This window comes from Streptomyces sp. NPDC090083, assembly GCF_044747445.1.
In the GTDB taxonomy this organism is placed as follows: domain Bacteria; phylum Actinomycetota; class Actinomycetes; order Streptomycetales; family Streptomycetaceae; genus Streptomyces.
The window spans coordinates 583,531-609,916 of record NZ_JBIVED010000003.1 but is presented as its reverse complement, the minus strand read 5'-3'; the positions used below and the strand labels follow the sequence as shown (position 1 = coordinate 609,916).

Sequence of the window (26,386 nt, the reverse complement as noted above, 5' to 3'; positions counted from 1 at the left end):
TCATGTCCCGTCCTGCGGGCCCGGGTCGGCGGGCTCCTCGTAGAACACGTAGGTGGCGCGCTGGGCCACCGCCTCCGGTACCGCGACGCCTTCGCCCGCCGACCGTTTGGCGACCTGTTCGAGCGCGACGGAGTCCACGTCCACCTGGTCGAGGATGAGCCGCACGGCGTCCTCCACGGCGACGAAGCGGTTCGCCATCAGCGTGCAGGTGCGGTAGGCGCTGAACGGGACGCGGGTGTCGCTGAGTTGGAGCAGCGGCGGCAGCCGGTCCCAGTCGCGCGGGAAGTCCCCGCCGGTCCAGATCTGCGGGACGAGCACCGGCTCGCCCAGGTGCCGCAGCAGGCCCAGCCGGGCCAACTGCCATACGGCGGCCAGGAAGGGGCAGGACCACAGGCGGCCCTTGTCCGTCTCCGACCACAGCTCGACGTCCATGAAGACGGAGTGGTTGCGGGCCGCGGTCTCGTGCGGGGGCTGCCAGGTGACGATCTCCGCCAGGGCGCTGCGCGTCGGGGTGGTGCGCTCGCCGTTCGCGAGCCAGCCGGTCTGGCTGACCGGCGGGCGGGAGCCGTGGCTGCCGGGCGGCGGGGACTCGACGAGGCGGTGCATGACGGACTCGGCCAGTTCGATGCGGTCGGCGACCGCGCAGCCCGACTCGCGGGCGAGGTAGTCGATGACGAGCCCGGCCTTCTCGGCCTCTTCCAGGACCAGCGGGACGAGTTCGGCGGGCGTGGAGAAGCGGCTGAAGTAGTCGTCGATGAGGAAACAGGTGCTGATCCGCGGGCGTTTGCCGCTGGTGCGGCGGGCGGCGGAGGCGCGGGCCGCCTCCACCCAGATGCGGACCTCGGCGAAGTGCTCGCGCAGCCGCTCGGGGCCCGCCTCGAAGTCCTCCATGTACAAGTGGCCCAGCTCCAGGGAGAGATGGGCCAACGGCACCGACTGGGTGCGCGGATCCGCGGTGGTCTCCCGGAAGACGGCGTCCGTCATGCCTCCTCCCAGTACTTGTCGTCGGTCAGCCGCGCGGCGAGGTCGCTGAGCGCCTGCCAGGTCTCCATGGTGGCGATCTGGCTGTCCAGCACGTCCTCGTCGGTGATGAGCTGCTCCCGCCACTGGAGCACCGGCTCCAGCGGCACCGAGCCCAGCACCTGGCTGTAGCCGATGCCGTGGTGCGAGGCGAGGTGCTTCAGCTCGGTGTCGCACTGCTCCATCCACGCCGACTGGGTGGGCGTGGCCTGCGACCACAGCGCCGAGTCGGGATCGGGTACGGCGGCCCGTACGAAGCGGATCGCGCCGCGCAGCGCGTCCTCGTCGTGGCCGCGGGCGACGCCGCCGGCGAGGATGCCGCGCTTGCCGTAGACCAGGCTGGCCGCGGCCTCCACGTGCTGGCGGGTCCAGCGGTGGAAGACCAGCCAGCGGGCCTCGACGCCGCTCATCGCGCGCTGCGAGGTGGCCGCGAGGACCATGTCGACGGCGTAGCTGCGGCCGGCGCTGAGGTCGACGACGATCAGGTCGAACTCGCTGTTGAGGCGCAGCAGGAGGTCCACACAGCGGCGCAGATTGTCGCCGGAGGTGGCGAACTCGCCGCCGCTGAGGTCGCCCGGCATGAGGATCAGCCGGCCCGCTCCGGGCGGCTGGTTGCGCAGGACCCGGTGTTCGGTGTCGGCCCAGACGTCGATGCGGACGGGCTCGCTGATCTCGCCTATCAGGTAGGAGTGCAGTCCGCGGTCCTCGGAGGCCTGGCGGGCTTCGGGCACGTCGAAGACGGCCGAGGCGGTGGGCGAGCCGAAGTCGAAGTCCAGGTAGCAGACGTCGTCCCCGGTCAGCGCCCGCTGGTAGGCGAGGTTGGCGCTGGTGACGGAGCGGCCCGTGCCTCCCTTGTCGGAGGCCGCGAAGATCAGCACGGCTCACACTCCCTGGACCGCGGCGGCCTCGCGGGCGCGGGCGAGTGCGTCGAGCTGGCCGAGCACGTCGAGGGCCAACGAGTAGGCGGTGCCGGGTTGTTCGTCGATGAGGGCGCGGGCGCGGCGCAACTTGACCTCGATGCCCCGCAGTTGCATGCCCCGTTTGCCGTCGGAGTTGGGGGCGGGCGCCATCTGTTCGTTGCCCAGGAGGTGGGTGGACTCGCTGAGCAACGCCTTGGCCAGTTCGGTGAGTTCGAGGCTGCGGATCGGTGGCTGCGCGTACATGTTGTGGACCTGGACCATCACCTCGGTGACCCGCTCCGTGATGCTCCAGGACACCGGGCCGTCGGTGAGGGAGGCCTCGGGGTAGATGGCGTGCACGTTGTCCCACAGGCCGACGCCGTCGCCCTCGCCCATGCGGCGGCGCCACACATGGCCGAAGATGTCCTCGGCCAGCCTGAGCAGCCGGTCGTGTGCGGTGAGGTTGCGGGAGAGCGTGCACAACTGGACGGTGCGCTTGAGGAGTTGGGCCGAGAAGTCGCTCATCGTCCAGTCCATCGGCGGGCCGATGGTGCCGCCGCCCTGGAGGGGCAGGGTGACGCCCGGGTTGTGCAGCTGGATCATCGGGTCGTCGCGCGTCATGCGGCTGGTGATCCGGCCGCGCTCGGCGAGGCGTTCCATGACGCGGACGGTGCGGGTCAGGTCGTCGTCGGTGGCCCGGCGGCGCATCAGGTCGTGCACGAGGATCGCGGCGACCGAGAGCGAGAAGTACTCCGACTCCAGCCGCTGTCCCGTCGTACGCCAGGGGATGTCCTCCAGGGGCCAGCGGTCGCCGTCGAAGCGGGCGATGCGCGACCAGTACTGCTGGGTGATCTCCCAGCGCAGTCGCAGCGCCTCGGCGAGCTTCTGCTGTTCGGCGTTGAGCAGGCCGAGGGTCAGGGTGCGGTCGGAGAACAGGTCCTGGATGCCGTCGAGCGCGACCACCGTGAAGTAGAGGTACGGCACCGGGTTGGCGACGCCGCCGGGCTGCGGCCCGATGGCCTCGTCGGTCTCCACCTCGGGCGCGTCCCGCACCAGGCTCCAGGCCCAGCCGCACTCGAAGAGCTGGCTCTCGTCCTTGAGCGCCTCCTGGACGTCGACGCCGAGGATGAAGCTCTCGATGATGGCGGCGCGCAGCGGCCGGAACCGGCGCTGGAACTGCTCCGTCACCTGACGGGTCGACAGCTGTCCCTGGCCGAGGAGTTCACAGAGCGTCTGGCCCTGGGAGGAGTCGGTGTCGTAGACGTTGACCGTGAAGGACCGCAGCAGGCTGACCATGGCGGCGGTGAGCCGGTTGCTGGTCGCGATCCTCAGGTCGCGGATGGTCTCCTGCATGTCGCCGCGGCGCGTCTTGGACTCGTAGACCTTGAGGAAGCCGAGCAGGGCGAGACAGAGGGTGATGGACATCGAGAACGAGTCGGTGACGCCGAGCTGGCGCTGTTCCTCGGTGAGGTCCTGCTCCTTGTCCCGGGACTGGAAGTAGTAACCGCCCGCGAACGTGGGCCTCTTGCCGTCCGTGTGGGTGCGCATGAACTCGACGGCGGCCGTGACGAGGTTGGCCGGGATCTCCAGCCGCCCGCCCGCCCGCTTCAGCGTCTGCTGCACGTCGGTCAGCGTGGTGTCAGGGTCGTCCAGCCGGAACGAGGGCAGCTCGGTCGCCGGGTACAGCAGGCAGAGCAGCCGCTCGGCGTCGGCGACGCTGCTCTCACCGCCCCATTTCCCCCATGCCCACTGCCCCCCGTCGAAGGAGTAGCGGGCGACCGCCTGCCAGATGTCCAGCAGATGCTGCCGCGGCTTGATCTCCATTCCATGCCCCTCACACAGACCGCACTGCCATCAGCCGAGGAATATCCCTCTTCTGTTGTGAAGATTCACCGGTCGACCGTCCTGTCAGCCGATCGGAACCTGTGGCTCCGAATTCCCGCGCCAGCCATAGGAGAGGATCATTCCCGAATATCCGTCCCGGACCACGGCCGCGCTTTTCAGCCGCTGCACCTTGAACTCGTCCGCGAATGGTTCAAGACTCTCCCGCACCTCGCCCTCCCCCACGTCGCACGCGGGGAAGAACTGCTCACCCGTGTGATAACCCTTGGAGTGTTCCATGAATGCGGCCGCAAAGGGGGCGCCGGGGGCGAGGGCGCACATGAAACGCTCCACACCCAGGGTGAACTCCTGGTACGAGGAGGTCATCGACTCGGCGACGAAGAACATCGTGCCCATGGACCACCGGCCGCCGAAGCGTTCGAGTCCGAAAATGTTGCCCTGCTCGACCTTGACGACCTCGCGGAACCGTGCGCGGGGGTCGATGTCGAAGGCTGCGTAGTCCTCGTTCCCGCACAGGGCGTCCCAGAACTGGTCCCAGTTCCGGGCGTAGGAGTCGACCTGGCTGTCCAGGTAGGCCACGTTCGAGGAGGAGCGCTCGACGAGGGTGATCTCGTCGCACCACGGGAGCATGGACAGTGCGGGGTAGAGATTGGCGCCGGCGCCCACGTCGATACCGTAGACCGGGCCGACGCCCTGATTCCGGAAATGGCCCGCGAAATGATCCCTGACAATGGTCAGGATCTCGGCGTCCTCCGCCTGCAGGTCACGGTAGTTGTGATCCACATATGCGATCGAATCGAACGCGCTCCAGGCGACTTCCGCGTTTTTCACCAGTCCACCCTAACAACATCACGGGCACGGCGTACACCACTCGTCAATTTCGCGGCGCAATCCATGCCACCTCACAGGTACGGCCGGGGCGCACGAGGGGCGCATCGTGGCGAATACATTGAAGAGACCGGATTCGGCCTTGAACTGCCGGATTGCCCCACTCAAGATGGGTGGAACCCTGCTGAACACACCAGAAAGGCAGGACACACGCGTCTCGCCCGTACCACCCGTACGAGTCACCCGAGCCGTCAACACATCATTGACTTCCTACCCGCAGGAGGCAGAATGACGCCCTTTCCGGAGGAACGTTTCCCTTCAGTAGGGCGCCGCACTGAACAGGCATTCCTGGCCGACCGCACCGACCGGCACCTGACCCTCAGGGGCATCACCGAGGCAGACCTGCCCGAACTCCTGCGCGTGGACAGGGAGGCCTTCCCCGAGGAGCCGTACCCCACCTTCGTGCTCCGCCAGCTGTGCGACATCCACGGCGACCGCATCCTCGTCCTGGACGACGGCGAGGGCCTCCTCGGCTACATCCTCTTCGTCAGCACCTCGGACGGCTACGTCAGCTGGATCATGAGCCTGGCCGTCACACCCCACCAGCAGGGCCACGGGCTGGGCCGGCGCCTGATGGTCGAGGCCCTGCGCCGGCTGCGCACGGAGAGCGTCCACCAGGTCCGCCTGACGGTGGAACCGACGAACGCCGCCGCGATCATGCTGTACCGCTCGCTGGGGTTCTCGTCCGAACAGGGCGTGCTCAAGGACTACTTCGGGCCGGGCGAGCACCGCCTCCTCATGACACTCGCCCTCTGACGGTACCGCCCCGCCAGCGCGTGGAACGCCTCCTTGGGCTCCCAGTGCCACGGTGAACCCGGTTCGTACGGACGGTCCTTGACGGTTCTGGTGAGGGCGTAGCTCGCCATGTCGAGGTCGTGGCGGGGGTCGTGGGCGCGGTGCGGGGCGTCCGGGGTGACGAACTCGAAGGCCATCGCGCCGTAGAGGCCCATCGACTCGAAGACGTCCAACAGGTCGACGACGTAGGCCGCTTGGGTGTGTTCGCTGCGGACGAGGTGGCCCTTGATCTCCTCCGGGTCCTTGTCGTGGTCGACGACGTCCCAGCCCATGCCGGCCGTCCTCTCAGCGCCCCGGTACGCGCAGGTGCCGAACTCGGTGATCGTCACGGGCTTGCCCCAGCGCTGGTAGGTCCTCAACTCCCGTACGTAGTCGGACCGTCGCTCGAAGTACGAGTAGTAGTCGATGCCCACGACGTCGAAGAGGTCCCAGTCGACCTCGTCGTCCTGTGCCGCGGCGTAGCTGAGGTCGCCGTGGAACACCGAACGGCCCAGCGCCGCCGCCCTCTTGGTGAACGCGTCCAGCCTGCGCTGCATCGCGACCGGGTCGAACGTGCCGTTCAGGATGTTCTGGACGCGGTCCAGGACCGTGGCGCCCGGCACGATCCCGGGGACGAAGAGCCAGAACTCGCAGCCCACGCTGAGGTCGACGCTCGCGCCCTGGCGCCGCAGGCGCTCCGCGAACCGGCCGGTCTCCGCGAGGTGTTCGAGGATGTCCCGCTCGGGGACGTCGCCGAGGGTGGGCTGGAGCCAGATGTGCAGGCCGAGTTCGGCGGCCTCGGCGGCGGTGGCGGTGAGGCGGTCCACGCCGTCGCCGGTGACGTCGACGGTGTCGGCGTGCAGTTCGTCGCGGACGGCGCGCAGGTCGGCGCGCATCCGGCGGGTGCTCCAGGCGGTCGCGGGGGTCCCGCCCTCGCCGACCGTGTAGACCACGCCGTGACGGCGCAGACCGGGCCTGCGGCCGGGTGCCGCGGGCGGTCGCGGCCGGGCGGTCGCCTGCCCGGACGGGAGCAGCGCGCCCGCCGCTCCGAGGGCCAGCGCCCCCGTGAGGAACCGCCCCCGAGTGATTCCCTGTGTGTTCGCCATGGAGCCACTGTGTCCGGCGCCGACCCGCCCCGGCGTCCGCCGATGGTCCACGGCGACGCAACCAAGGGATGAGCGCCGGCGTCGATCACTGCAGAGATCGTCGTCGGACAGCGAACAAAGGAGAGCGTGATCTCAGGCTTCGAACAGTCCCCCACGACCCCTGCCGACCCCACCCCCGCGACCCGTACGACCCCCGTCGCCCCTACGGCCCGCGCCGCCACCCGCCGCACCCTGCTCACCGCCGGTGCCGCCACCGCCGCGACCCTCCTCGCCCCTTCCGCCTCCGCGCAGGCGTCGGACACCCAGGGCTCCGGGACGGGCACGGGAACCGACATCGGCGCCGCGCTGCGCGCCCTGGAGGAGCGCCACAGCGCCCGCGTCGGCGTGTTCGCGCGTCACCTCGGTACGAGGAGGACCGTCGTGCACCGCGCCGACGAACTCTTCCCGATGTGCTCGGTGTTCAAGACCCTCGCCGCCGCGGCCGTCCTGCGCGACCTGGACCGGCACGGCGAGGTCCTCTACCGGGTCGTGCACTACACGGAGGCCGACCTGGTCGAGGGTTCCGACCAGACCCGGGCGCACCTGGCCGAGGGCATGACGATCGAGCAACTCGCCGACGTGGCCATCCGCTACAGCGACAACGGCGCCGGCAACCTGCTCCTGCGCGAACTCGGCGGCCCCACCGCGATCACCCGCTTCGCCCGCTCCCTCGGCGACCGGGTCACCCGGCTCGACCGCTGGGAGACCGAGCTGAACTCGGCCGAGCCGGACCGGATCACGGACACCACCAGCCCGCGCGCCATCGCCGGCTCCTACGGCAAGCTCGTCCTCGGCGACGCCCTGCGCCGCCCCGACCGCGACCGGCTCACCGCCTGGCTGCTCAACAACACGACGAGCGCCGCCCGTTTCCGCGCCGGGCTCCCCGCCACCTGGACGATCGCCGACAAGACCGGCAGTGGCGCCTACGGCACCGCCAACGACGTCGGCATCGCCTGGACGGAGGCCGGCGACCCGGTCGTCCTCGCGGTCCTGACCACGAGGCCGACGCTGCCCGAAGGGCCGTACGACAACCAACTCGTCGCCGATACGGCCAGGTTGGTGGCGGCGGCGGTCGCCTAGGACGTCAGGGGCCGCCGCGTCCCCGACAGGACACGGCGGCCCCGGCCCATGGCGGACCGCCGCCGACCGGCCTAGCGTCGGTGCATGCCGATGAACCGAGCCCACCGCAAGCTGTGCAGCTCCGAGGGATGGGCGCGGACGACGAAGGACCGCATCCTGCCCTGGGCCCTCGAACACGTCGAACTCGGCGCGGACGTCCTGGAGATCGGCCCCGGCTACGGTGCCAACCTCCGCGTCCTCGTCGACCGGGTGGACCGCCTGACCGCCGCCGAGATCGACGCCGACACGGCGCGGCTGCTCCGGTCGCAGTGGGGCGGGCGGGCCACCGTGCTCCACGCGGACGGGGCCGAACTGCCGCTGTCCGACGGTGCGTTCGACTCCGTGGTGTGTTTCACGATGCTGCACCACGTGCCGACGGCGGCCCACCAGGACCGGATCTTCGCCGAGGCGTTGCGGGTGCTGCGTCCCGGCGGTGTGTTCGCGGGCAGCGACAGCCAACCCGGCTTCCGATTCCGGGTGTTGCACTTCCGGGACACGATGAACACCCTCGATCCGGCGACCCTTCCGGCCCGGCTGGAGCGGGCGGGCTTCACGGACCCGGTGGTCGACCTGCACCCGGAGAGCGGCGGTCTGCGCTTCCGGGCCCGCAAGGCGTGACCTCCGCGGCCCCGGCCGCCGACCGCTAGGTCGTGTCCGCAAAGTCCTGTCGTTCGCCCGGAGGGCGGGCCGCGCGGCGTCAGGTGCGTGCTCTCGGCGTGCCGGGCGGAAGCCCTCGTACTGGGCGTACTCGGGCTTTCGCCCGGTGCGGCGAGTGGGGGCACCTCCCACGCCCTTCAGGCAGTGGGGGAGCGTGCATGGCGCCGCGCGGCAGACAGGACTTTGCGGACACGGCCTAGGCCCGCGTGAACCGCCGTACGTACCGGCGCTGCCAGGGCGTCTCCACCGCGTGCCGGTCGTAGTGGGCGCGGACGTAGCCGACCGCCTCCCCGGGCGGTACGCCGTCGAAGACCGCGAGGCAGGCCAGTGCCGTGCCGGTGCGGCCCCGGCCGCCGTGGCAGGCCACCTCGACGCGTTCGGTGCGGGACCGCCACCAGACCTCGGTGAGGACCGCGCGGGCCTCGGCGCGGTCGGCGGGCAGCCGGAAGTCCGGCCACTGCAACCAGCGCTTCTCCCAGGGGACTTGGGGCGGCGGCTTGCCGAGGAGGTACACGCCGAACGTCGGCGCCGGGTCGTCGGCGGGAAGCGGCCGGCGCAGCCCGCGGCCCCGGACCAGGCGGCCGGAGGGGAGGCGCATGACGCCGGTGGAGGACGGGTTCCAGAGCTCGGTCACACAGCCAGCGTAGAGACATCCGCCAGGTGGACGGGGGGATTCGGCAGGGCGTCCGCAGCCCGAGAACGGCCGCTCCGCCCGCGCCCTCGGTCACCTCGCCCCGCCCCTCCCGGAACGCCTCAGCCCACGCCCCGGGACTCCTGCGCCGCCCGCGCCTCGATGCCCCGGAAGTGGTCCGCCATCGCCCGCCGCGCGCGCTCCACGTCGCGGGCGCGCAGCGCGGTGACGATGTCGCGGTGGCGGTGGACGGTGAGGGTGGGGTCGGGGTCGTCGGTCCAGCCCCGGGCGCCGGCGACCCGGCGGAAGACCGTCCAGAAGGCGCCGAGGAGTTGCGGGACGAGTTCGTTGCCGAGTGAGGCGTAGAGCATTTCGTGGAACTCGCGGTCGAGTTCGGGGAAGGGGCGGCGCGCGCGGCCGGCGTCCTCCATGCGGTCCACCACCGCTTCGAGCCTGTCCAGTTCGGGCTCGGTGACGGTGGCAACGACCCGATGAATCAGGCCTTCCTCCAGCACCTCCCGTACCTGGAGGATCTCGGCCAGCGCGTCCGCGTCGTCCTCGTGCCGGGTGAGGGTGCGGAAGGTGAGGCCGTCGACGAGCGGGGTCAGCGAGGCGCGCCCGACATAGGTGCCGTAGCCGTGTCTGATCTCGACGATGTCGAGGGCCTGGAGCGCCTTGAGGGCCTCGCGGACGGAGTTCCTGCTGATGCCGAGGTCTTCCATCAGCTCGGCCTCGGTGGGCAGGGGCGCACCGGGCTGGAGCTTGCGGTCGAGGATCAGCTGGACGACCTCGCGCTGTATCCGACTGTTCCTTGGCTCCCCGGACATGCGCCGCATCGTAGCCGCACGAGACGTCCCACGTCCCATGTCCGGCCGGGACCACCCTGACAGGGTGTCAACTTGCGCCATTTCAAACCGCCATTGGTCCGACCTCTGACGGCTACGCCATTCGTGTGCGATGCCTTGACCGCCCCCACGGCCGCTCTTATGGTCGCGCTGACCGCAGGACGTAGGACGTCGTACCTCCTGGAGTAACCATGCGCGAAGACGTGACCCAGAACGTGCCCGCGCTGCACCGCCGGGCGTTCCTGAAGTACTCCGGCGCGCTGGGCGCGGCGGCGGCGATCTCCTCGTCCCTGACGGCCTGTTCGTCGGGGCCGCAGTCGACGAACGACACCGGGGGCGGGGGCACCGGCCGGAACCGCACGCTGACGGCGGTGATCGGCTATGGGAACGACGGCAGTTGGGACCCGACGATGACGGCGTCCGCGTTCTCGATGGCGGCCAACAACCACATCTACGAGGGTCTGGTCGACACGGACCCGATCACCCGCGCGCCCTATCCGGCGCTGGCGACGGCGGTGCCGAAGGACACGAGCGGCACCTCGTGGACGTTCACGCTGCGGGCGGGCGCCACGTTCCACGACGGGCAGCCGGTCACCGCCGACGACGTCGTGTTCGTCTTCGACCGCATCCTCGACCCGAAGACGACGACCCTCGCGCAGGGCTTCTTCGCCGGCTGGCTGAAGGAGGCGCGGAAGATCGACGCGCAGAACGTCGAACTGGTCCTCAAGTTCCCCTTCCCGGAAGGGGTTTCGCGGCTGACGCTGGCGAAGATCATGCCCAAGCACATCTTCTCCCAGCCGGGCGCCTGGGACGACGCGATCAAGGGGAAGGCGGTCGGCTCGGGGCCGTACCGGCAGACCGCGCACCACCCGAAGTCGAACACGACGTTCGCCGCGTTCACCGGCTACAACGGCCCGCGCCCGCCCGCCTTCAAGACGATGAACTGGCTGACGATCGTCGACGCGGCACCGCGCGTCGCCAAGATCTCCGGGTCGAGCGCGGGCGCGCAGATCTCCGACAACATCCCCTACGCCAACATCCAGCGGCTGCGGAGCGGCGGGCTGACGGTCGCGGGCGGGGCCGGGATGAACAACCTGTTCCTGATGTTCAACACGCGGCACAAGCCCTTCGACGACGTACGCGTGCGCCAGGCGCTGCACTACGCCATCGACACCGGGAAGATGGTCCAGCTGGCGCTGCGGGGACACGGGAAGCCGTCCTCGTCGTTCCTCGACACGGGCAACCCCACGTACCGGCGCGCGAAGACGGTCTACGACTACGACCCCGACAAGGCGAAGGCGCTGCTGAAGGCCGCCGGGGTCAGCGGGCTGGAGATCAACATCCTCGCGGTGAACGTGAGTTGGATCGTCGACTGCCTGCCGACCATCAAGGCGTCCTGGGACGCGATCGGCGTGCGGACGAGCCTCGCCCCGCAGGAGACCACGGCCGTGTTCACCAAGATGGACCAGAAGCAGGACTACCAGGTGGTCGCCGCCGCCTCGAACCCCAACCAGTTCGGCATCGACGCGGACCTGATCATGCACTACAACTACGGCCCCCAGAACCTCTGGATGGGGTACGCCCGCTGGGCCGGGGACCCGGTCGCCAAGCAGCTCTTCAAGGCCATGGACCAGGCCACCCGGGAACCGGACACGGCGAAGAAGAAGACGATGATCCAGGACTACATCGACATCGTCGCCGAACAGGCCGTGCTCTACCCGGTCGTCCACAACGAGCTGATGACCGCCTGGGATCCGAAGAAGCTGACCGGGATAAGGGCCCAGCCCTATCCCGGAATCAACGTCCTTCAGGCCAAGTGGGTCTAGCCACCCGGGAGTTGGACCATGGTCACCGTCGTCAGGATTCTGGCCCGCCGTATCGTCCTGCTCGTTCCGCTGATGCTCGGCATCGTGCTGTTCGTGTTCCTGGTGATGCGCTTCTCGGACGTCGACCCGGCGTCCGCGTTCTTCCAGGGCGCCAATCCGACACCGCGGCAACTGCACGACTTCCGTGTCCGCAACGGCCTGCTGGATCCGCTGCCCGTCCGCTACGTCCATTTCGTGGGCGCCCTGCTCCACGGTGACCTGGGCACCAGCGCGCTGACCCGGGCGCCGGTCCTCCAGCAGGTCACCACCGCGCTGCCGCTCACCCTCCAACTCACCTTCCTGGGGCTGGGGATCGCGATCGTGCTGTCGCTGCTCGGCGGGGTGACGGCGGCGATCTACCGGGACCGGCTGCCCGACCAGATCATCCGGGTCGTGTCGCTCACCGGGGTGGCCGCGCCCGGCTTCTGGCTGGCGCTGCTGATGATCCAGTACCTGGCCGTCGACCTGGGCTGGTTCCCGACCGGCGGCTACATCAACCCGGCGGACTCCCTCACCGGCTGGCTCAGGACGATGGCCCTCCCGGCGCTCGCCCTGTCGCTCCCGGTGGCGGCCCAACTCACCCGTATCGTCCGGACATCGGTGGTCGAGGAGCTGGACAAGGACTACGTCAGGACGGCCATCGGCAGCGGCCTGCCGCCGAGGGTGGTGGTGGGCCGCAACGTCCTGCGCAACGCGTTGATCAACCCCCTGACCGTCCTGGGCCTGCGGGTCGGTTACCTGCTCGGCGGCGCGGTGGTCATCGAGACCATCTTCTCGCTGCCCGGGATGGGCAAGCTGATGATCGACGCGGTGCAGAACGGCGACCCGGCCGTCGTCCAGGGCGTGGTGCTGACCACGGCGACCGGCTTCGTCGTCGTGAACCTCGTCATCGACGTCCTCTACCTGCTGGTCAACCCCCGCCTGAGGGATGCCTCCTGATGTTCACTCAGTTCTCCCGCAAGGGCCTCGCCGAGACCCTGTCCCGGCCCGGCATCCGGCTGCGGGGCTGGCGCCGGCTGCCGCTGCTGTCGAAGGTCGCGGTGTGCTTCGTGGCGGTCGTCGTCCTCGTCGCGCTGTTCGCCCCGCTCCTCGCGCCGCACGACCCGCTCGACCAGCAGCTCCCCGTCGACGGCACCGGGCACCCCTCCGCCGGCCACTGGATGGGCCAGGACAGCCTGGGCCGGGACATCCTCAGCAGGCTGATGTACGGCGCCCGCTGGTCCCTCGCGATCGGGCTCGGGGCGACCGCGCTGGCCCTGGTCGTCGGCGCGCTGACCGGCGCGGTCGCCGCGACCTCCCGCAAGGGCGTGGACGAGACGCTGATGCGCTGCCTGGACGTGGTGATGGCGTTCCCCGGCATCGCGCTGGCGGCCGTGCTGGTCGCGGTGTTCGGCGGCGGGATCACCGTACTGATCTGCGCGATCGCGTTCCTATTCACCCCGCCGGTGGCAAGGGTCGTACGGGCCAACGTACTGGACCAGTACGGCGAGGACTACGTCACCGCCGAGCGGGTGATCGGCGCCCGCACCCCGCACATCGTCGCGCGGCACGTGGCCGTCAACTGCGCCGCTCCGGTGCTGGTGTTCTGCACGGTGCAGGTGGCCGAGGCGATCGTCTTCGAGGCGTCGCTGTCGTTCATCGGCGCGGGTGTCCGGCCTCCCGACCCGTCCTGGGGCAGTGTCATCGCGGACGGCAAGAACATGGTGCTGACCGGGGGCTGGTGGGCGACCGTCTTCCCCGGCCTGCTGATGCTGATCACCGTCCTGTCGCTGAACATACTGTCCGAGGGGGTCTCCGACGCGTGGGCGGCCCCGGCCCCGCGCGAGGTGGACGTACGGCACGACGACGAGAACGAAGACGAGAACGAAGACGACCCGCTCGACGCGCCCGAGCCCGGCAGCGGCGAGGTGCTCCCGCTGCCCGGTCTGACCGAGGCGGCGCTGCGACTCCGGTCGCGGGCAAGGCCGTTGCCCGACCAGGACGGTCAACCGGTCCTCGCGGTGGAGAACCTGGCGATCGGCTTCGAGGGCCGGCACCACGGCGTGGACATCGTCGACGGCATCAGCTTCGAGGTGCGGCCGGGTGAAGTCCTGGGCCTGGTGGGCGAGTCGGGCTGCGGGAAGTCGCTGACCGCGCTGGCGGTGATGGGCCTGGAGCCGAAGGGGGCCCGGGTGCGCGGCCATGTCCGGTTCAACCAGCGGCAGTTGGTGGGCGAGCCGATGCGGGTGCGCCGCCGGCTGCTGGGCCACGAGATGGCGATGGTGTACCAGGACGCGTTGTCGTCGCTGAATCCCGCGATGACGATCCGCGCCCAGCTCAAGCAGGTCATACGGCGTGGCGGGCACCGCGGCGCGGGCGAGCTGCTGACGATGGTCGGCCTCGACCCGGAGCGCACCCTGCGCAGCTACCCGCACGAGCTGTCCGGCGGCCAGCGCCAGCGCGTGCTGATCGCCATGGCGTTGTCCCGCGACCCCCGGCTGATCGTCGCCGACGAGCCGACCACCGCGCTCGACGTCACCGTGCAGGCCCAGGTCATAGAGCTGCTGCTGGCCCTGCGCGAGGAGCTGGGCTTCGCCCTGATCCTGGTCTCGCACGACCTCGCGCTGATCGCCGACGTCACCGACCGGGTGGTCGTGATGTACGGCGGCCAGATCGTCGAGACGGGCGTGACCGCCGACCTGGTGGAGTCACCGGCCCACCACTACACGCGCGGCCTGCTCGGCAGCGTGCTGTCCCTGGAGTCGGCGGCGGAGCGGATGACCCAGATCAAGGGGGTCGTGCCCTCCCCGGCCGACTTCCCGGCGGGCTGCCGCTTCGCCGACCGGTGTCCGCTGGCGAGTGACGTCTGCCGTACGACCGCGCCGGATCTGGTGGGGCCCCGTGCGCACGCGGCGGCGTGCCACCATCCCGCGATCGACCTGGTGTCGACGGATCGTGAGGCGGTGACGTGAGCGGGGTGGGTGTCCTCGGGGGCCGGGCGAGTGGGGCGGGTGGGGTGGGGTGCGGGTCGGGGGTGGGTGGGTCGGGTTGTGTGCGGAGTGCGGGGCGGTGGGGGCTGGTCGCGCAGTTCCCCGCGCCCCTGGGGGGTTGGGGTGAGGCCGGGTGGACAGTGCGGGAGCTGAGCTGGAGCGTGGTCGAGTGAGCGGTGCGTTGGTGGAGTTGGCCGGTGCCCATGTCGTGCACAAGGCGCGGAGCGGGGGGCTGCTGAGCCGTGACCGGGTCTACGCGCTGACCGGGGCCGATCTCTCCGTCGCGCCCGGGGAGACGGTGGGTGTGGTCGGCGAGTCCGGGTGCGGGAAGTCCACACTGGCCCGGGTGCTGGTGGGCATCCAGCGGCCGACGTCCGGCACGGTGTCCTTCCGGGGCCGCGACCTGTGGTCGATGCCGGCCGGTGAACGCCGGGCCGCGGTGGGCACCGGCATCGGCATGATCTTCCAGGACCCCTCGACCGCGCTGAACCGCCGTCTGACGGTCCGGCGGATACTGCGGGATCCGCTGGACGTGCACGGTCGCGGAACCAGGGACGAACGCGAGGACCGGGTGCGGGAGTTGATGTCCCTGGTCGGCCTCCCCCGCGCCCTGGCCGACGGCCTGCCCGGACAGCTCTCCGGCGGCCAGCGCCAACGCGTCGCCATCGCACGGGCGTTGGCGCTCGACCCCGGTCTGGTGGTGGCCGACGAACCGACCAGCGCGCTGGACGTGTCGGTCCGCGCCCAGATCCTCAACCTGCTCCTCGATCTGAAGGAACGCCTCGGCCTGGCCCTGGTGTTCGTGTCGCACGACATCCAGACGGTACGGCGGATGAGCGACCGCGTGATCACCATGTACCTGGGCCGGATCGTCGAGGAGACCCCGGCCGGCCAGGTCACCGACCGGGCCCGGCACCCGTACACCCGCGCCCTGTTCTCGGCCACGCCCGGACTGCTCCACCCCATCGACCCGATCCCGCTGATCGGACCGGTGCCGTCGGCCACCCGGCCGCCGAGCGGGTGCCCGTTCCGCACCCGGTGCTGGAAGGCCGACGACGTGTGCGCCGCCGCCATGCCGGATTTCTCGGCCGCGTCGACACCGGGACATTTCTACCGTTGCCACCATCCTGTGGAGGAGGATCTGTCCACCCGCGACCTCGTTCGCCAAAGCCGCCCCATGGAGCCTTCATGACCTTCCCCGCCCCGCTCACCGGTGTCGTACCGCCCGTCTGCACTCCCCTGACACCGGACCGCGAGGTGGACGTCCGTTCGCTCCTCGGGCTCGTCGACCATCTGGTCGGGGCGGGGGTGCACGGGCTGTTCCTGCTCGGCTCGACGTCCGAGGCGGCGTATCTGACGGACCGGCAGCGGCGGTGTGTGGTCGAGGCGGTGGTGGCCCATGTGGGCGGTCAACTGCCCGTGCTGGCAGGGGCGATCGACATGACGACGCCCCGGGTCCTGGACCATGTGGCCGCGGTGACGGAGGCGGGGGCGGACGCGGTCGTGGTGACCGCGCCCTTCTACACGCGCACCCATCCCGCCGAGATCGCCCGCCACTACCGGCTGGTCGCCGCCGCGTCCCCGGTTCCCGTGGTGGCCTACGACCTTCCCGCGTCCGTCCACACGAAGCTGCCGTCCGACCTCGTCCTCGAACTCGCCGCCGAGGGCGTGCTCGCCGGGCTCAAGGACTCCAGCGGGGACCTCGGCGGCTTCCGGCAGGTGGTGACCGGTGCGCGGGTCCGTCCGGACATCAGCGGGTTCAGTGTGCTCACCGGGTCCGAGGTGGTCGTCGACTCGGCGCTGGCGATCGGGGCGGACGGGGCGGTGCCCGGACTCGCCAACGTGGATCCGCACGGGTACGTGCGGCTCGACGCGCTGTGCCGGGGCGGGGACTGGGAGCGGGCGCGGGCCGAGCAGGAGCGGCTGTGTGCGCTGTTCGGGCTGGTGGGGGTGGGGGATCCGGCGCGGATGGGGGGCAGTTCGTCGGCGATCGGGGCGTTCAAGGCGGCGTTGCAGCTGCGGGGTGTCATCGACTGCGCGGCCACGGCGGAGCCGCAGGTGGCGTTGTCCGCGGACGAGGTGGCGAGGGTGGGGAAGTTCCTGGCGGGGGCGGGGCTGCTGTGACCACGTCTCCCGGCCGCCCACTGGTCTCGGGCGCTACGGGCGGTGGGCGGGCAAGGTCCGGGGGTCCGGGGGCGGAGTCCCCAGGGGGTCAGGGAGTCAGGGGGCGGACAGGGTCGCCGTCGGCAGGCGGCGGAAGACGATGGTGTCGTAGGCGCTCGTCGCTCCCGTCTCGTACAGCACACCCACCGTGTCCGGCCCGACCCGTACGAGGTCCGAGTACCCCGCCCACTCCCCCGACAGCGTGACCGCCTTCACGAAGCTCCCTCCGGCGTCCGCGCTCCGCCACACCGCCATGCCCTGGCGCACGTGGGGCACGGACGGTGCCGAGAACAGCAACGGGGCGCCGGCGCCGGGGAGTTGGAGGACGCTGCCCTCGACCACCGGCACGTCGTCCAGCGTGTGCTGCACCTCGTAGGGCCGGTCGAGGGTGGCGCCCCCGTCGCCGGAGTACGTGTCGAGCCGGTTGCCGGTGCTCGTGCCCAGCTGGTCACGTGCACTGAAGTACAGCCGCCCGTCGGGGAGTTCGGCGGCGGAGGACTCGTTCGCGTTGTTCACGCCGGTGTAGGCCGCGTCCACGAACCCCAGCCGCCAGGTCTCGCCCCCGTCGTCGCTGTACAGGTCGTGGCCGCCGTAGTACCTGGCCTCCTGGCCGGTGTCGGTCGAACCGACGGGCGGCGCCGCGGAGTGGTTCGCCGGGATCACCAGCCGCCCCGCGTGCGGGCCCCGGGTGAGCGCGACCGCGTGCCCCGGCCCGGTGGCGTACCAGCGCCAGTTCGGCGGCTTCACCTGCCCCGTGATGTCGCGCGGAGGGGTGAAGCTCCGCCCGTCGTCCCAGCTGCGCTGCACGAACACCCGCCTGCTCTGCTCCGGCGTGACCTCGCCCCGCATGATCCGGCCCTCGGTCACGGTCCCGCTGTTGTAGGAGGTGACCAGCACGATCGCTCCGGTGCGGGGGTCGACGACGGGGGCCGGGTTGCCCCGGGTGTCCCCGTCCCCGGCGGCGATCACCGCCTGCGGGCCCCAGGTGCAGCCGCCGTCGGTGGAGCGCCTGAGGACGACGTCGATGTCGCCGGTGTCGCCCGCGTTGTTGTGCCGCCCCTCGGCGAAGGCGAGGACCGTGCCCCGGCCGGTGACGACGGTCGCCGGGATGCGGTAGGTGTCGTAGCCGCCGTCACCGGAGACGTACGGCACGGACGAGGTGCAGCCGGAGTGCGCGGAGGCGGGCACCGCGCCGACCGCGAACGGCGCGGCCAGTACGGCGGTGACGAGCAGCGTGCGGCTCAGGATGGTCATCGCTCTCCCTTGCGGAGGTCGCCCGCGCGGGACGACGCCGGCTTGTCCGTCCCAGCCTCCCCGCAGTCACCGGCCCGGACGCGCGGCCTCCGGCGCGCACGGCACGACGCCGTCTCTCCCGGCCGCCCCGCCCCAACTCGCCCAGGGCATGCCTGACGTGCGCGTTTCACATGTCGGCCGGGATGAGCGCCCCGCGTCCGCGCGCGCGGCGGCACGCGGCGGACCGCGGCGAGGAGTTCGGCCGGACGAGTGTCCGCGCCGACGGGCGGGTTCGGGGAGCGGGTCCGCCTACGACGGCGTGCGCGCCGCCGCCAGCAGTCGGGTCACGTCGTCTCCGCAGATGGTGAGGGCCGCGCCCACGGTGGCGAGGGCGTCGCGTTCCGCGGGGGTGTAGGGGCCGTCGGCCAGCGCGATGCGGGCGCCCTGGAGGAGGATGGACTCGCGTCCGGCGGGGGCGAGGTGGGGGGCGAGCGGGTCGAGGGCCTCGTGCAGTTCTATGGCGAGGCCGGCACCGCTGGGTTCGCCGAAGACGCGGCCGGTGTCGGCGGCCAGGGCCTCGACGAGGGCGCCGAGCTGTTCCTCCGTGCAGTCCTGGAAGCCGGCGGCGCGCACGGTGCCCGCGGCGGCCTCCAGGGACGTACGGGCGCAGGTGCCGCCGGCCGCGAGGACGGCGAGGGCGACCGTGTGCACGGCGTCACGGAGCATCGCGGAGAAGCGGCTGGTGGTGGGGTGGTCGAGGACGTCGGTGCCGTAGTGGCCCTGGCAGGCGGCGCACTCGACGACCGGGCCCGTGTCACCGCGCGGCAGCACCGGCATGCCGAGCAGGGTGAAGCGGCGGCGTCCGGTGAGCCGCTGGTAGTTGCGGTCGCCTCCGCAGCCGGGGCAGAAGAACTCCCCGTCTCCGACGCTGGTCCACGCGGTACGGATGCCCACGACGCGCGCTGGACGGCCCTCATGGACAACTCGGCCGTTTCGTCCCCGTTCTGGCAGCACGTCGCACCTCCGTAACGCCGCGGCAACATCGCCGCGCTGGCGTGATGTTAGCCACATTGTCGAGCCGGAGTCAGTACCCAGGACGAGACCTTCCCGTGACCTGCACATCGAATGGCCGGGAAACGACGGGGCCCCGCCCGCCGGGGAGCGGCGTACGGGGCCCTTGGACGACGGGTAAACCGCCGGTCAGGATGGTTCAGCGGGTGGCGCGGTTGACGGCCGAGACGACGGCCTTCAGGGACGCACGTGTCGTATTCGCGTCAATGCCGATTCCCCACAGGATCTTGTCGTCGATCGCGCATTCGATGTACGACGCGGCCTGCGCGGAGGCTCCCTCGCTCATCGTGTGCTCCTGGTAGTCCAGCAGCCGTACGTCGATGCCGACGGAGCCCAGGGCGTCGAAGAACGCGGAGATCGGGCCGTTGCCGGAACCGGTCAGGACGGTGTCGACGCCGTCGACGGTGGCCTCCACCGTGAGGGTGTCCACGCCGTCGGTGTCGGTGGTCGACTGGCCGGTCCGCACCTGGATCCGGCCCCAGGCGTTGTCCGGGTTCGGCAGGTACTCGTCCTCGAAGGTCGCCCAGATCTGCTTCGGGGTGACCTCGCCGCCCTCGGCGTCCGTCTTGGCCTGAATGAGCTTGGAGAACTCGATCTGCATCCGGCGCGGCAGGTCCAGCTTGTGGTCGTTCTTCAGGACGTACGCGATGCCGCCCTTGCCCGACTGCGAGTTGACCCGGATGACGGCCTCGTAGGAGCGGCCGACGTCCTTGGGGTCGATGGGCAGGTACGGGACGGCCCACTCGATGTCGTCGACGGTGACGCCCTTGGCCTTCGCGTCGGCCTCCATGGCGTCGAAGCCCTTCTTGATGGCGTCCTGGTGGGAGCCGGAGAAGGACGTGTAGACCAGGTCGCCCACGTACGGGTGGCGCGGGTGGACCTCCATCTGGTTGCAGTACTCCCACGTACGACGGATCTCGTCGATGTCGGAGAAGTCGATCTGCGGGTCGACGCCCTGCGAGAACAGGTTCATGCCCAGGGTGACCAGGTCGACGTTGCCGGTGCGCTCGCCCTGGCCGAACAGGCAGCCCTCGACGCGGTCGGCGCCGGCCATCAGCGCCAGCTCGGCGGCGGCGACGGCCGTGCCGCGGTCGTTGTGCGGGTGGATGGAGAGCACCACGTGCTCGCGGCGGGACAGGTGGCGGCCCATCCACTCGAAGCGGTCCGCGTGCGTCGACGGGGTCGAACGCTCCACGGTGGCGGGCAGGTTGAGGATGATCTCGCGGCCCGGGCCGGGCTGCCAGACGTCCATGACCGCCTCGCAGACCTCCAGCGCGAAGTCCAGCTCGGTGTCCGTGAAGATCTCGGGGCTGTACTGGTAGCCGAACTCGGTCTCGGGGCCCAGCAGTACGTCGGCGTACTTCATCACCAGACGGGTGCCGTCGACGGCGATCTGCTTGATGTCGTCCTTGGAGCCGCGGAAGACCACGCGGCGGAAGACGGGCGCGGTCGCGTTGTAGAGGTGCAGGGTGGCGCGCCTGGCGCCCTTCAGGGACTCCACGGTCCGCTCGATCAGGTCCTCGCGGGCCTGGGTCAGCACGGAGATCGTGACGTCGTCCGGGATCGCGCCCTCGTCCTCGATGATCGAGCGGACGAAGTCGAAGTCGGTCTGGCCCGAGGCCGGGAAGCCGACCTCGATCTCCTTGTAGCCCATCTTGACCAGCAGGTCGAACATCGCGCGCTTGCGCGCCGGTGACATGGGGTCGATCAGGGCCTGGTTGCCGTCGCGCAGGTCGGTGGAGAGCCAGCGGGGGGCGACCGTGATCCGCTGCTGGGGCCAGGTGCGGTCGGGGATGTCGACCTGCTCGTACTGGCCGTACTTGTGCACCGGCATGACACTGGGCTGCTGGCGATTGGCGCGAGTGTGGCTGCTTGCCATGATGCGTGGGCTCCTCGTGGTGTCCTGAAGGACGGCCGACGGCGCAACGCCAGACTCCGCGGGGAGGGGGTCGGCCTCGACTTACAGGCCCTCGCCGCGGCAGCTAAGGAGAAGCAGCCCGAAACGCATGATGCGAAGCATGCTAGCCGAGCCGCCGTGGACACGTGGCCCCGTATCAGCATGCGGGACCGCACCCCCTCCGGGAGCATAAGGAACCGGGCGGCAGGCCACACTCGGGCGCCGGTCGATAACACAGAGCGACCGTCATCGAGCGCGGGATCCTCACATTTCACCAATCAAGGTCGCGCGTAGTGACATGTTGCTAACGGAGTGCCATCGTGCCGGGCATGACGACTCACGGGGGCTTCGAGCCCGTCTTCTGCACGATCGTCCCGCCACACGTCCTCGACAAGCTCGCCCAGCACGAGGACCCCACGCTCTCCGGTCCCGCCCGCGAGACCCTGGAGCGCGACGCCTGGGAACGCACCCACCGCCGGCTGACCACCGTCATCGGCGCCCCGTCGCTCGCCGCGCCGGTCGCGTCCGACAAGCCGCAGCGCACGATCTACGACGCGCGGCACAAGCAGGACCTGCCGGGGAAGAAGGTGCGCGCCGAGAGCGACGACCCCGGCAAGGACGCCACCGTCAACCGCGCCTTCGCCGGTCTCGGCGCCACCTTCGAGCTGTACCTCAAGGCCTTCAACCGGCACTCCATCGACGGCCAGGGCCTGCCGCTCAACGCGTCCGTGCACTACGACGTGAAGTACGACAACGCGTTCTGGAACGGCGAGCAGATGGTGTTCGGCGACGGCGACGGCGAGCTGTTCCTCGACTTCACCATCCCGGTCGACGTCATCGGCCACGAACTCACCCACGGCGTCACGCAGTACACCGCGAACCTGACGTACTTCGGCCAGTCCGGCGCGCTGAACGAGTCGATCTCGGACGTCTTCGGCTCGCTCATCAAGCAGTACACGCTCGGCCAGACCGCTGCCGACGCCGACTGGCTGATCGGCGCGGGCCTGCTCGCCCCGCGCGTCTCGGGTGTCGCCCTGCGGTCCATGAAGGCGCCGGGCACGGCCTACGACGACGACGCCCTCGGCAAGGACCCGCAGCCCGCGACGATGGACGACTTCGTCGACACGGGCAGCGACAACGGCGGCGTGCACATCAACTCCGGCATCCCCAACCACGCCTTCTACCTGGTCGCCGACGCCATCGGCGGGCACGCCTGGGAGAAGGCGGGCCAGATCTGGTACGACGTCCTCACGGGCGGCGAGCTGGAGAAGGACGCCCTGTTCGCGGACTTCGCGAAGCTCACGGTGGCCGCCGCGAAGGCCCGGTTCGGGGACGGCGGCGAGGAGTCGCAGGCCGTGACGAAGGCGTGGGAACAGGTCGGAGTGCCGACCTCCTAGCCGCGGCGGTCGCCGCGCCGGGGCGGGCACGGCGGTCGCGCAGGACCCGTATCCGTACTAGACAGGGGCCCATGCGTATTCAGGTACGGCGCACGGGTGGTTTCGGCGGTATCCAGCGCCGCGGCGAGGTCGACACCTCGACGCGGCCCGACGCCCACGAGTGGCACACGCTGGCCGAACGGGCGGTCGCCGCCGGGCACAGCACGCCTCCGACCGGCGTCCCGGACGGCTTCCACTACGAGATCACGGTGGACGGGAAGACGGTGCACACGGCCGACCCCCGGCTCACCGACGATCAACGGGAGCTGATCTCACGGGTGTTGAAGGAAGGCGCCTGAGCGGACGTCCTCGGGCGGGCGCAACCGCGCGTTCACGCCCGCCCGTTGACACCCGTTACCGCCGGTACCGATGATCCGGCGCATGGCGATTGATGCAGGCAACCCGATACCCCGCTTCCCGGCCGGATTCCTCTGGGGCGTCTCCACCTCGGCCCATCAGATCGAGGGCGCGGCGGACACCCGCGAACCGTCCGTCTGGGACCGGTTCGAGGCCGAGCCGGGCCGGATCAAGGACGGCTCGACGGCGGCGGTGGCCTGCGACCACTACCACCGCCACCGCGAGGACGTGGCCCTCCTGGCCGACCTGGGCGTGGACGCGTACCGCTTCTCGGTCTCCTGGCCGCGGGTGAACTCCCCCGGCGGCCTCGACTTCTACGACCGCCTCGTCGACGACCTGTGCGCGGCGGGCGTGCGCCCGGTGCCGACCCTGTTCCACTGGGACCTCCCGGTGACGCAGGACTGGCTGCGGCGGGACACGGCGTCGCACTTCGCGGAGTACGTGTCGGCCGTCGCCGGGCGGCTCGGTGACCGGGTGACGAAGTGGATCACCCTCAACGAGCCCGCGGAACACACCCTGTTGGGCCACGCGCTGGGCGCGCACGCTCCCGGCAGGACCCTGCTCTTCGACGCGCTGCCGGTCGCCCACCACCAGCTCCTGGCGCACGGCCTGGCGGTACGGGCCCTGCGCGCGGCCGGTGCCACCGACATCGGGATCGCCAACTCGCACGGCCCGACCTGGCCCGCCTCGCAGGAGCCGGAGGACGTCGAGGCGGCGGACTTCTACGACCTGCTCCTGAACCGCCTCTTCGCCGACCCGCTGCTGCTGGGTGAATACCCCTCGGGGCTCAGCGAGTTGATGCCGGGCGACGTCGAGTCCGACCTGAAGGTGATCGCCGAGCCGATCGACTGGTACGGCGTCAACTACTACGCGCCGAGCCGGGTCGGGGCGCCCCAGGGCGCGGAGATCGAGTTCGGCGGCCTCACCCTCCCCGCCGAACTCCCCTTCTCCGTACGGCAGATCGAGGACGTCCCGGTCACCGACTTCGGCTGGCCGGTGGTCCCCGAGGGCCTGACCGAACTCCTCACCACCTTCCGCGACCGCTACGGCGACCGCCTCCCGCCCATCGTCATCACCGAGAACGGCTGCTCCTACGACGGCATCGACGACCAGGACCGGATCGCCTACCTCGACAGCCATGTCCGGGCGCTGCACGGGGCGTTGGAGGCCGGCGTGGACGTACGCGGGTACTTCGTGTGGTCGCTGCTGGACAACTTCGAGTGGGCCGAGGGCTACGAGCGCCGCTTCGGGCTCGTCCACGTCGACTACGCGACCCGGGAGCGCACCCCGAAGGCGTCGTACGGCTGGTTCCAGGGCATGCTGCGGGCGCAGAGATGACGACGACGGGGAGTTCGGTGGACGACGGCAACCCGGCCCCGCACACGGCCGCTTCGGCTTCCGCGTTGACCGAGCCCGTCGAACGGGTGGGCCGGGGCTGGACGTCCACGCTCTCCCTCGCCAACGGGGCGATCTGGGTGGGCTGGTACGGCCCGCTGCAGATCCTGCTCGCCTCGCAGGCCAAGGACTTCGCGCCCGGCACCGGCATGTCCAAGGAGACGATGCTCGCGTGGGTGACCGGCGCGGGCGCGCTGGTGTCGCTGGTCGCCAATCCGCTCTTCGGCGCGCTGTCCGACCGGACGACGGCACGCTGGGGGCGCCGTACGCCGTGGATCGTGGGCGGGGCCGCGGGCGGGGCGCTGTCGTTGCTGCTGCTCGCGGGCGCGGGCGGGGTGTGGACGATGGCGGTGGGCTGGTGCCTGGTCCAGCTCACCCTGAACGCGGCCTTCGCGGCGATCACGGCGGCCGTGCCCGACCGGGTGCCGCGGCTCCAACGGGGCTCCGTGGGCGGCTGGTTGGGTGCCGCGCAGATCCTGGGCGTGGTGGGCGGCACGGGTCTCGCGACGGCCGCCGGGGGCATCGGGGCGGGCTATGCGGCGTGCGCGGTGTTCACGGCGGTGGGCGTGCTGCCGTACGTGCTGCGCCACAAGGATCTCCGGCTCGCCCCGGCGGACCGGCCGGTGTGGTCCTGGCCGGGGTTCGTGCGGGGGTTCTGGCTGAGCCCGCGCCGTTATCCGGACCTGGGCTGGGCGTGGCTGACCCGCTTCCTGATCAACCTGAGCAACGCGCTGGTGCTGCTGTACCTCCTCTACTACCTGCGCGACCGTCTGCACTACCACGACCCCGACCAGGGCGTGCTGATCCTCACGGCGGTCAACAGCCTCACGCTGCTGGCCACCGTCGTGGTCGGCGGGGTGTGGTCCGACCGGATCGGCCGCCGCAAGCCGTTCGTGATCTGGTCCGGTGTCCTGATGGCGGTGGCGACGGCCGCGCTCGCGGGCTGGCAGACCTGGCCGGGCGCGATCCTCGCGGCGGCGCTCCTGGGCATCGGCTTCGGCGTCTTCACGTCGGTCGACTTCGCCCTGATGACAGACGTGCTCCCGAAGGCCCTGGACCGCGGCAAGGACCTCGGCGTCATCAACGTCGCCAACGCCCTCCCCCAGGTCGCCGCCCCCGCCCTCGCCGCGCCGATCGTGACGTATCTGGGCGGGTACCGGGTGCTGTACCTGGTGGCGGCGGTGATCGGGATGGCGGGGGCGCTGCTGGTGCGGCGGATTCGCGGGGTGGACTGAGGCGGGTCAGAGCACGCCGGCGTCCCGTGCCGACCACGCCGTCGGGAACATCGGGCGGTAGCCCAGCTCGCGGCGGATGCGTTCCGTGGACATGATGCCGAACCAGGGGTCCGGGTCCGTGTTCCGGGCGAGTTCGGCGGGGATCTCGACGCCGTTGAGCAGGTGGATGTCGACCGCGGTGACCGGGGCGTCGTCGGCGATGTTGTAGACGCGGCCGGCGATCCCCCGGGCGTGCAGGATGCGCAGGAGGCCCTGGGCGACGTCCGCGTGGTGGCCCATGTGGAGGCGCTGGTTCGAGGCCCAGTGGGCGGCCCACTGAAGGCAGTTGGCCAGGTGGGGGTCGCCCTCGCCGTAGACGAACGGGAGCCGGGCGACGCGGACGTCCATGTCGGTGAGCGCGAGGAGTTCGCGCTCGGCCGCCACCTTCGACTCGTTGTACGCGCCCCACATCTGGCCGCCGGGGCGGCTCTCGTCGTCCTCGGACAGCGGACGGCCGCGTCCCGAGCCGTAGATCATCCCGGTGCTGACCTGGACGAAGCGGCCTACGCCCGAGGCCAGGGCGGCCCGGCCGAGGGCGACCGCGGCGGTGTGGTTGACGGCCCAGGCCTCCTCGTCCGGTACGCCGCGGAAGGAGGCGGCGACGTTCACGACCGCGTCGACGCCGGAGACCGCCTTGCCGAGGGCGTCCTCGTCGCGCAGATCACCGAGGACGACCTCCGCGCCCAGTTCCGCGAACCGTTCGCCGCGGGCCGCGTCCCGGACCAGTACCCGTACGCGCTCGCCCGGCCCGGTCTGCGCCAGCAGCCTGGGCACGAAGCGCCGTCCGACCTGACCCGTCGAGCCTGTCACCAGTGTCAACATCATCTGCTCCTCACGATCTGTTGCCACCAGCCTGGGACGGGCCGGGCGCCGCCGGGAGAGACCTTCCGATCAGGGGATCGGCAG

General features: G+C 70.9%; 23 protein-coding genes. 12 read left to right on the top strand and 11 right to left on the bottom strand.

The features are described from left to right. From ACIPTO_RS13715 to ACIPTO_RS13700, 4 genes are all read right to left on the bottom strand, one after another. Complete coding sequence (locus ACIPTO_RS13715) at window positions 1-984, bottom strand: SCO2522 family protein (RefSeq protein ID WP_401191488.1); 984 nt, start codon at window positions 982-984, stop codon at window positions 1-3. Continuing rightward, window positions 981-1,898 carry an SCO2523 family variant P-loop protein gene (locus ACIPTO_RS13710; protein ID WP_366313715.1) on the bottom strand — a complete coding sequence of 306 codons (918 nt, stop codon included), beginning with the start codon at window positions 1,896-1,898 and terminating at the stop codon, window positions 981-983. The genes ACIPTO_RS13715 and ACIPTO_RS13710 overlap by 4 nt, the downstream gene beginning before the upstream one ends. Window positions 1,899-1,901: 3 nt before the next feature. Further along, the gene (locus ACIPTO_RS13705; RefSeq protein ID WP_401191486.1) at window positions 1,902-3,743 is read right to left on the bottom strand and encodes an SCO2524 family protein; all 1,842 of its coding nucleotides are present in this window, start codon (window positions 3,741-3,743) and stop codon (window positions 1,902-1,904) included. A gap of 84 nt (window positions 3,744-3,827) precedes the next feature. Further along, complete coding sequence (locus tag ACIPTO_RS13700) at window positions 3,828-4,592, bottom strand: SCO2525 family SAM-dependent methyltransferase (protein ID WP_366313711.1); 765 nt, start codon at window positions 4,590-4,592, stop codon at window positions 3,828-3,830. A gap of 285 nt (window positions 4,593-4,877) precedes the next feature. Here ACIPTO_RS13700 and ACIPTO_RS13695 point away from each other — a divergent pair, with 285 nt between their 5' ends. After that, on the top strand, window positions 4,878-5,405 hold the full coding sequence (locus tag ACIPTO_RS13695) for a GNAT family N-acetyltransferase (protein ID WP_401191484.1): 528 nt from the start codon (window positions 4,878-4,880) through the stop codon (window positions 5,403-5,405). Here ACIPTO_RS13695 and ACIPTO_RS13690 read toward each other — a convergent pair. Continuing rightward, window positions 5,357-6,529, bottom strand: coding sequence for an abortive phage infection protein (locus tag ACIPTO_RS13690; RefSeq protein ID WP_401191482.1), 1,173 nt, complete (start codon window positions 6,527-6,529; stop codon window positions 5,357-5,359). The two genes, ACIPTO_RS13695 and ACIPTO_RS13690, sit on opposite strands and share 49 nt — an antisense overlap. 231 nt (window positions 6,530-6,760) lie before the next feature. Between ACIPTO_RS13690 and bla the strand changes: the two genes are divergently transcribed. Both bla and ACIPTO_RS13680 read left to right on the top strand, forming a co-directional pair. Further along, on the top strand, window positions 6,761-7,648 hold the full coding sequence (gene bla / locus ACIPTO_RS13685) for a class A beta-lactamase (protein ID WP_401192124.1): 888 nt from the start codon (window positions 6,761-6,763) through the stop codon (window positions 7,646-7,648). Window positions 7,649-7,732: 84 nt separating this feature from the next. After that, window positions 7,733-8,305: a class I SAM-dependent methyltransferase gene (locus ACIPTO_RS13680; protein WP_401191480.1), complete on the top strand. Its 573-nt coding sequence runs from the start codon at window positions 7,733-7,735 to the stop codon at window positions 8,303-8,305. Window positions 8,306-8,540: 235 nt separating this feature from the next. Here ACIPTO_RS13680 and ACIPTO_RS13675 read toward each other — a convergent pair whose 3' ends face one another. Both ACIPTO_RS13675 and ACIPTO_RS13670 read right to left on the bottom strand, forming a co-directional pair. Beyond that, window positions 8,541-8,978, bottom strand: coding sequence for a protein-tyrosine phosphatase family protein (locus ACIPTO_RS13675; RefSeq protein WP_401191478.1), 438 nt, complete (start codon window positions 8,976-8,978; stop codon window positions 8,541-8,543). A gap of 119 nt (window positions 8,979-9,097) precedes the next feature. Continuing rightward, complete coding sequence (locus ACIPTO_RS13670; RefSeq protein ID WP_401191476.1) at window positions 9,098-9,811, bottom strand: FadR/GntR family transcriptional regulator; 714 nt, start codon at window positions 9,809-9,811, stop codon at window positions 9,098-9,100. Between the two features lie 200 nt (window positions 9,812-10,011). On the opposite strand from ACIPTO_RS13670, the gene ACIPTO_RS13665 reads away from it, so the two are divergent. From ACIPTO_RS13665 to ACIPTO_RS13645, 5 genes are all read left to right on the top strand, one after another. Next, window positions 10,012-11,646 carry an ABC transporter substrate-binding protein gene (locus tag ACIPTO_RS13665; protein ID WP_401191474.1) on the top strand — a complete coding sequence of 545 codons (1,635 nt, stop codon included), beginning with the start codon at window positions 10,012-10,014 and terminating at the stop codon, window positions 11,644-11,646. Window positions 11,647-11,664: 18 nt separating this feature from the next. Next, window positions 11,665-12,624: an ABC transporter permease gene (locus ACIPTO_RS13660; protein ID WP_366313697.1), complete on the top strand. Its 960-nt coding sequence runs from the start codon at window positions 11,665-11,667 to the stop codon at window positions 12,622-12,624. Further along, window positions 12,624-14,636 (top strand): dipeptide/oligopeptide/nickel ABC transporter permease/ATP-binding protein, encoded by a 2,013-nt coding sequence (locus ACIPTO_RS13655; RefSeq protein WP_401191472.1) that lies wholly within the window; start codon window positions 12,624-12,626, stop codon window positions 14,634-14,636. The genes ACIPTO_RS13660 and ACIPTO_RS13655 overlap by 1 nt, the downstream gene beginning before the upstream one ends. A 187-nt stretch (window positions 14,637-14,823) precedes the next feature. Next, on the top strand, window positions 14,824-15,846 hold the full coding sequence (locus tag ACIPTO_RS13650) for an oligopeptide/dipeptide ABC transporter ATP-binding protein (protein WP_401191470.1): 1,023 nt from the start codon (window positions 14,824-14,826) through the stop codon (window positions 15,844-15,846). Beyond that, entirely contained in the window at window positions 15,843-16,778 is a 936-nt protein-coding gene (locus tag ACIPTO_RS13645; protein ID WP_401191468.1) for a dihydrodipicolinate synthase family protein, read from the top strand. Before ACIPTO_RS13650 ends, ACIPTO_RS13645 begins: the two co-directional genes overlap by 4 nt. A gap of 96 nt (window positions 16,779-16,874) precedes the next feature. Here ACIPTO_RS13645 and ACIPTO_RS13640 read toward each other — a convergent pair whose 3' ends face one another. From ACIPTO_RS13640 to leuA, 3 genes are all read right to left on the bottom strand, one after another. After that, window positions 16,875-18,071, bottom strand: coding sequence for an exo-alpha-sialidase (locus ACIPTO_RS13640; protein WP_401191466.1), 1,197 nt, complete (start codon window positions 18,069-18,071; stop codon window positions 16,875-16,877). 288 nt (window positions 18,072-18,359) lie between these two features. Next, entirely contained in the window at window positions 18,360-19,064 is a 705-nt protein-coding gene (locus ACIPTO_RS13635) for a TerB family tellurite resistance protein (protein WP_366313687.1), read from the bottom strand. Between the two features lie 196 nt (window positions 19,065-19,260). Beyond that, window positions 19,261-21,000 carry a 2-isopropylmalate synthase gene (gene leuA, locus ACIPTO_RS13630; RefSeq protein ID WP_401191464.1) on the bottom strand — a complete coding sequence of 580 codons (1,740 nt, stop codon included), beginning with the start codon at window positions 20,998-21,000 and terminating at the stop codon, window positions 19,261-19,263. Window positions 21,001-21,347: 347 nt separating this feature from the next. On the opposite strand from leuA, the gene ACIPTO_RS13625 reads away from it, so the two are divergent. The 4 genes from ACIPTO_RS13625 to ACIPTO_RS13610 all read left to right on the top strand — a co-directional run bounded on the left by ACIPTO_RS13625 (window position 21,348) and on the right by ACIPTO_RS13610 (window position 25,441). Beyond that, entirely contained in the window at window positions 21,348-22,415 is a 1,068-nt protein-coding gene (locus ACIPTO_RS13625; protein WP_366313683.1) for a M4 family metallopeptidase, read from the top strand. Between the two features lie 71 nt (window positions 22,416-22,486). Beyond that, window positions 22,487-22,753: a protealysin inhibitor emfourin gene (locus ACIPTO_RS13620; protein WP_366313681.1), complete on the top strand. Its 267-nt coding sequence runs from the start codon at window positions 22,487-22,489 to the stop codon at window positions 22,751-22,753. Between the two features lie 82 nt (window positions 22,754-22,835). After that, a complete protein-coding gene (locus ACIPTO_RS13615) occupies window positions 22,836-24,149 on the top strand; it encodes a GH1 family beta-glucosidase (protein ID WP_401191462.1) in 1,314 nt (437 codons plus the stop codon). Further along, window positions 24,146-25,441 carry an MFS transporter gene (locus tag ACIPTO_RS13610; protein ID WP_401191460.1) on the top strand — a complete coding sequence of 432 codons (1,296 nt, stop codon included), beginning with the start codon at window positions 24,146-24,148 and terminating at the stop codon, window positions 25,439-25,441. The genes ACIPTO_RS13615 and ACIPTO_RS13610 overlap by 4 nt, the downstream gene beginning before the upstream one ends. Window positions 25,442-25,447: 6 nt before the next feature. On the opposite strand, the gene ACIPTO_RS13605 is transcribed toward ACIPTO_RS13610, so the two are convergent. Beyond that, complete coding sequence (locus tag ACIPTO_RS13605; RefSeq protein ID WP_366314475.1) at window positions 25,448-26,302, bottom strand: NAD-dependent epimerase/dehydratase family protein; 855 nt, start codon at window positions 26,300-26,302, stop codon at window positions 25,448-25,450. Between the last annotated feature and the right edge of the window lie 84 nt (window positions 26,303-26,386).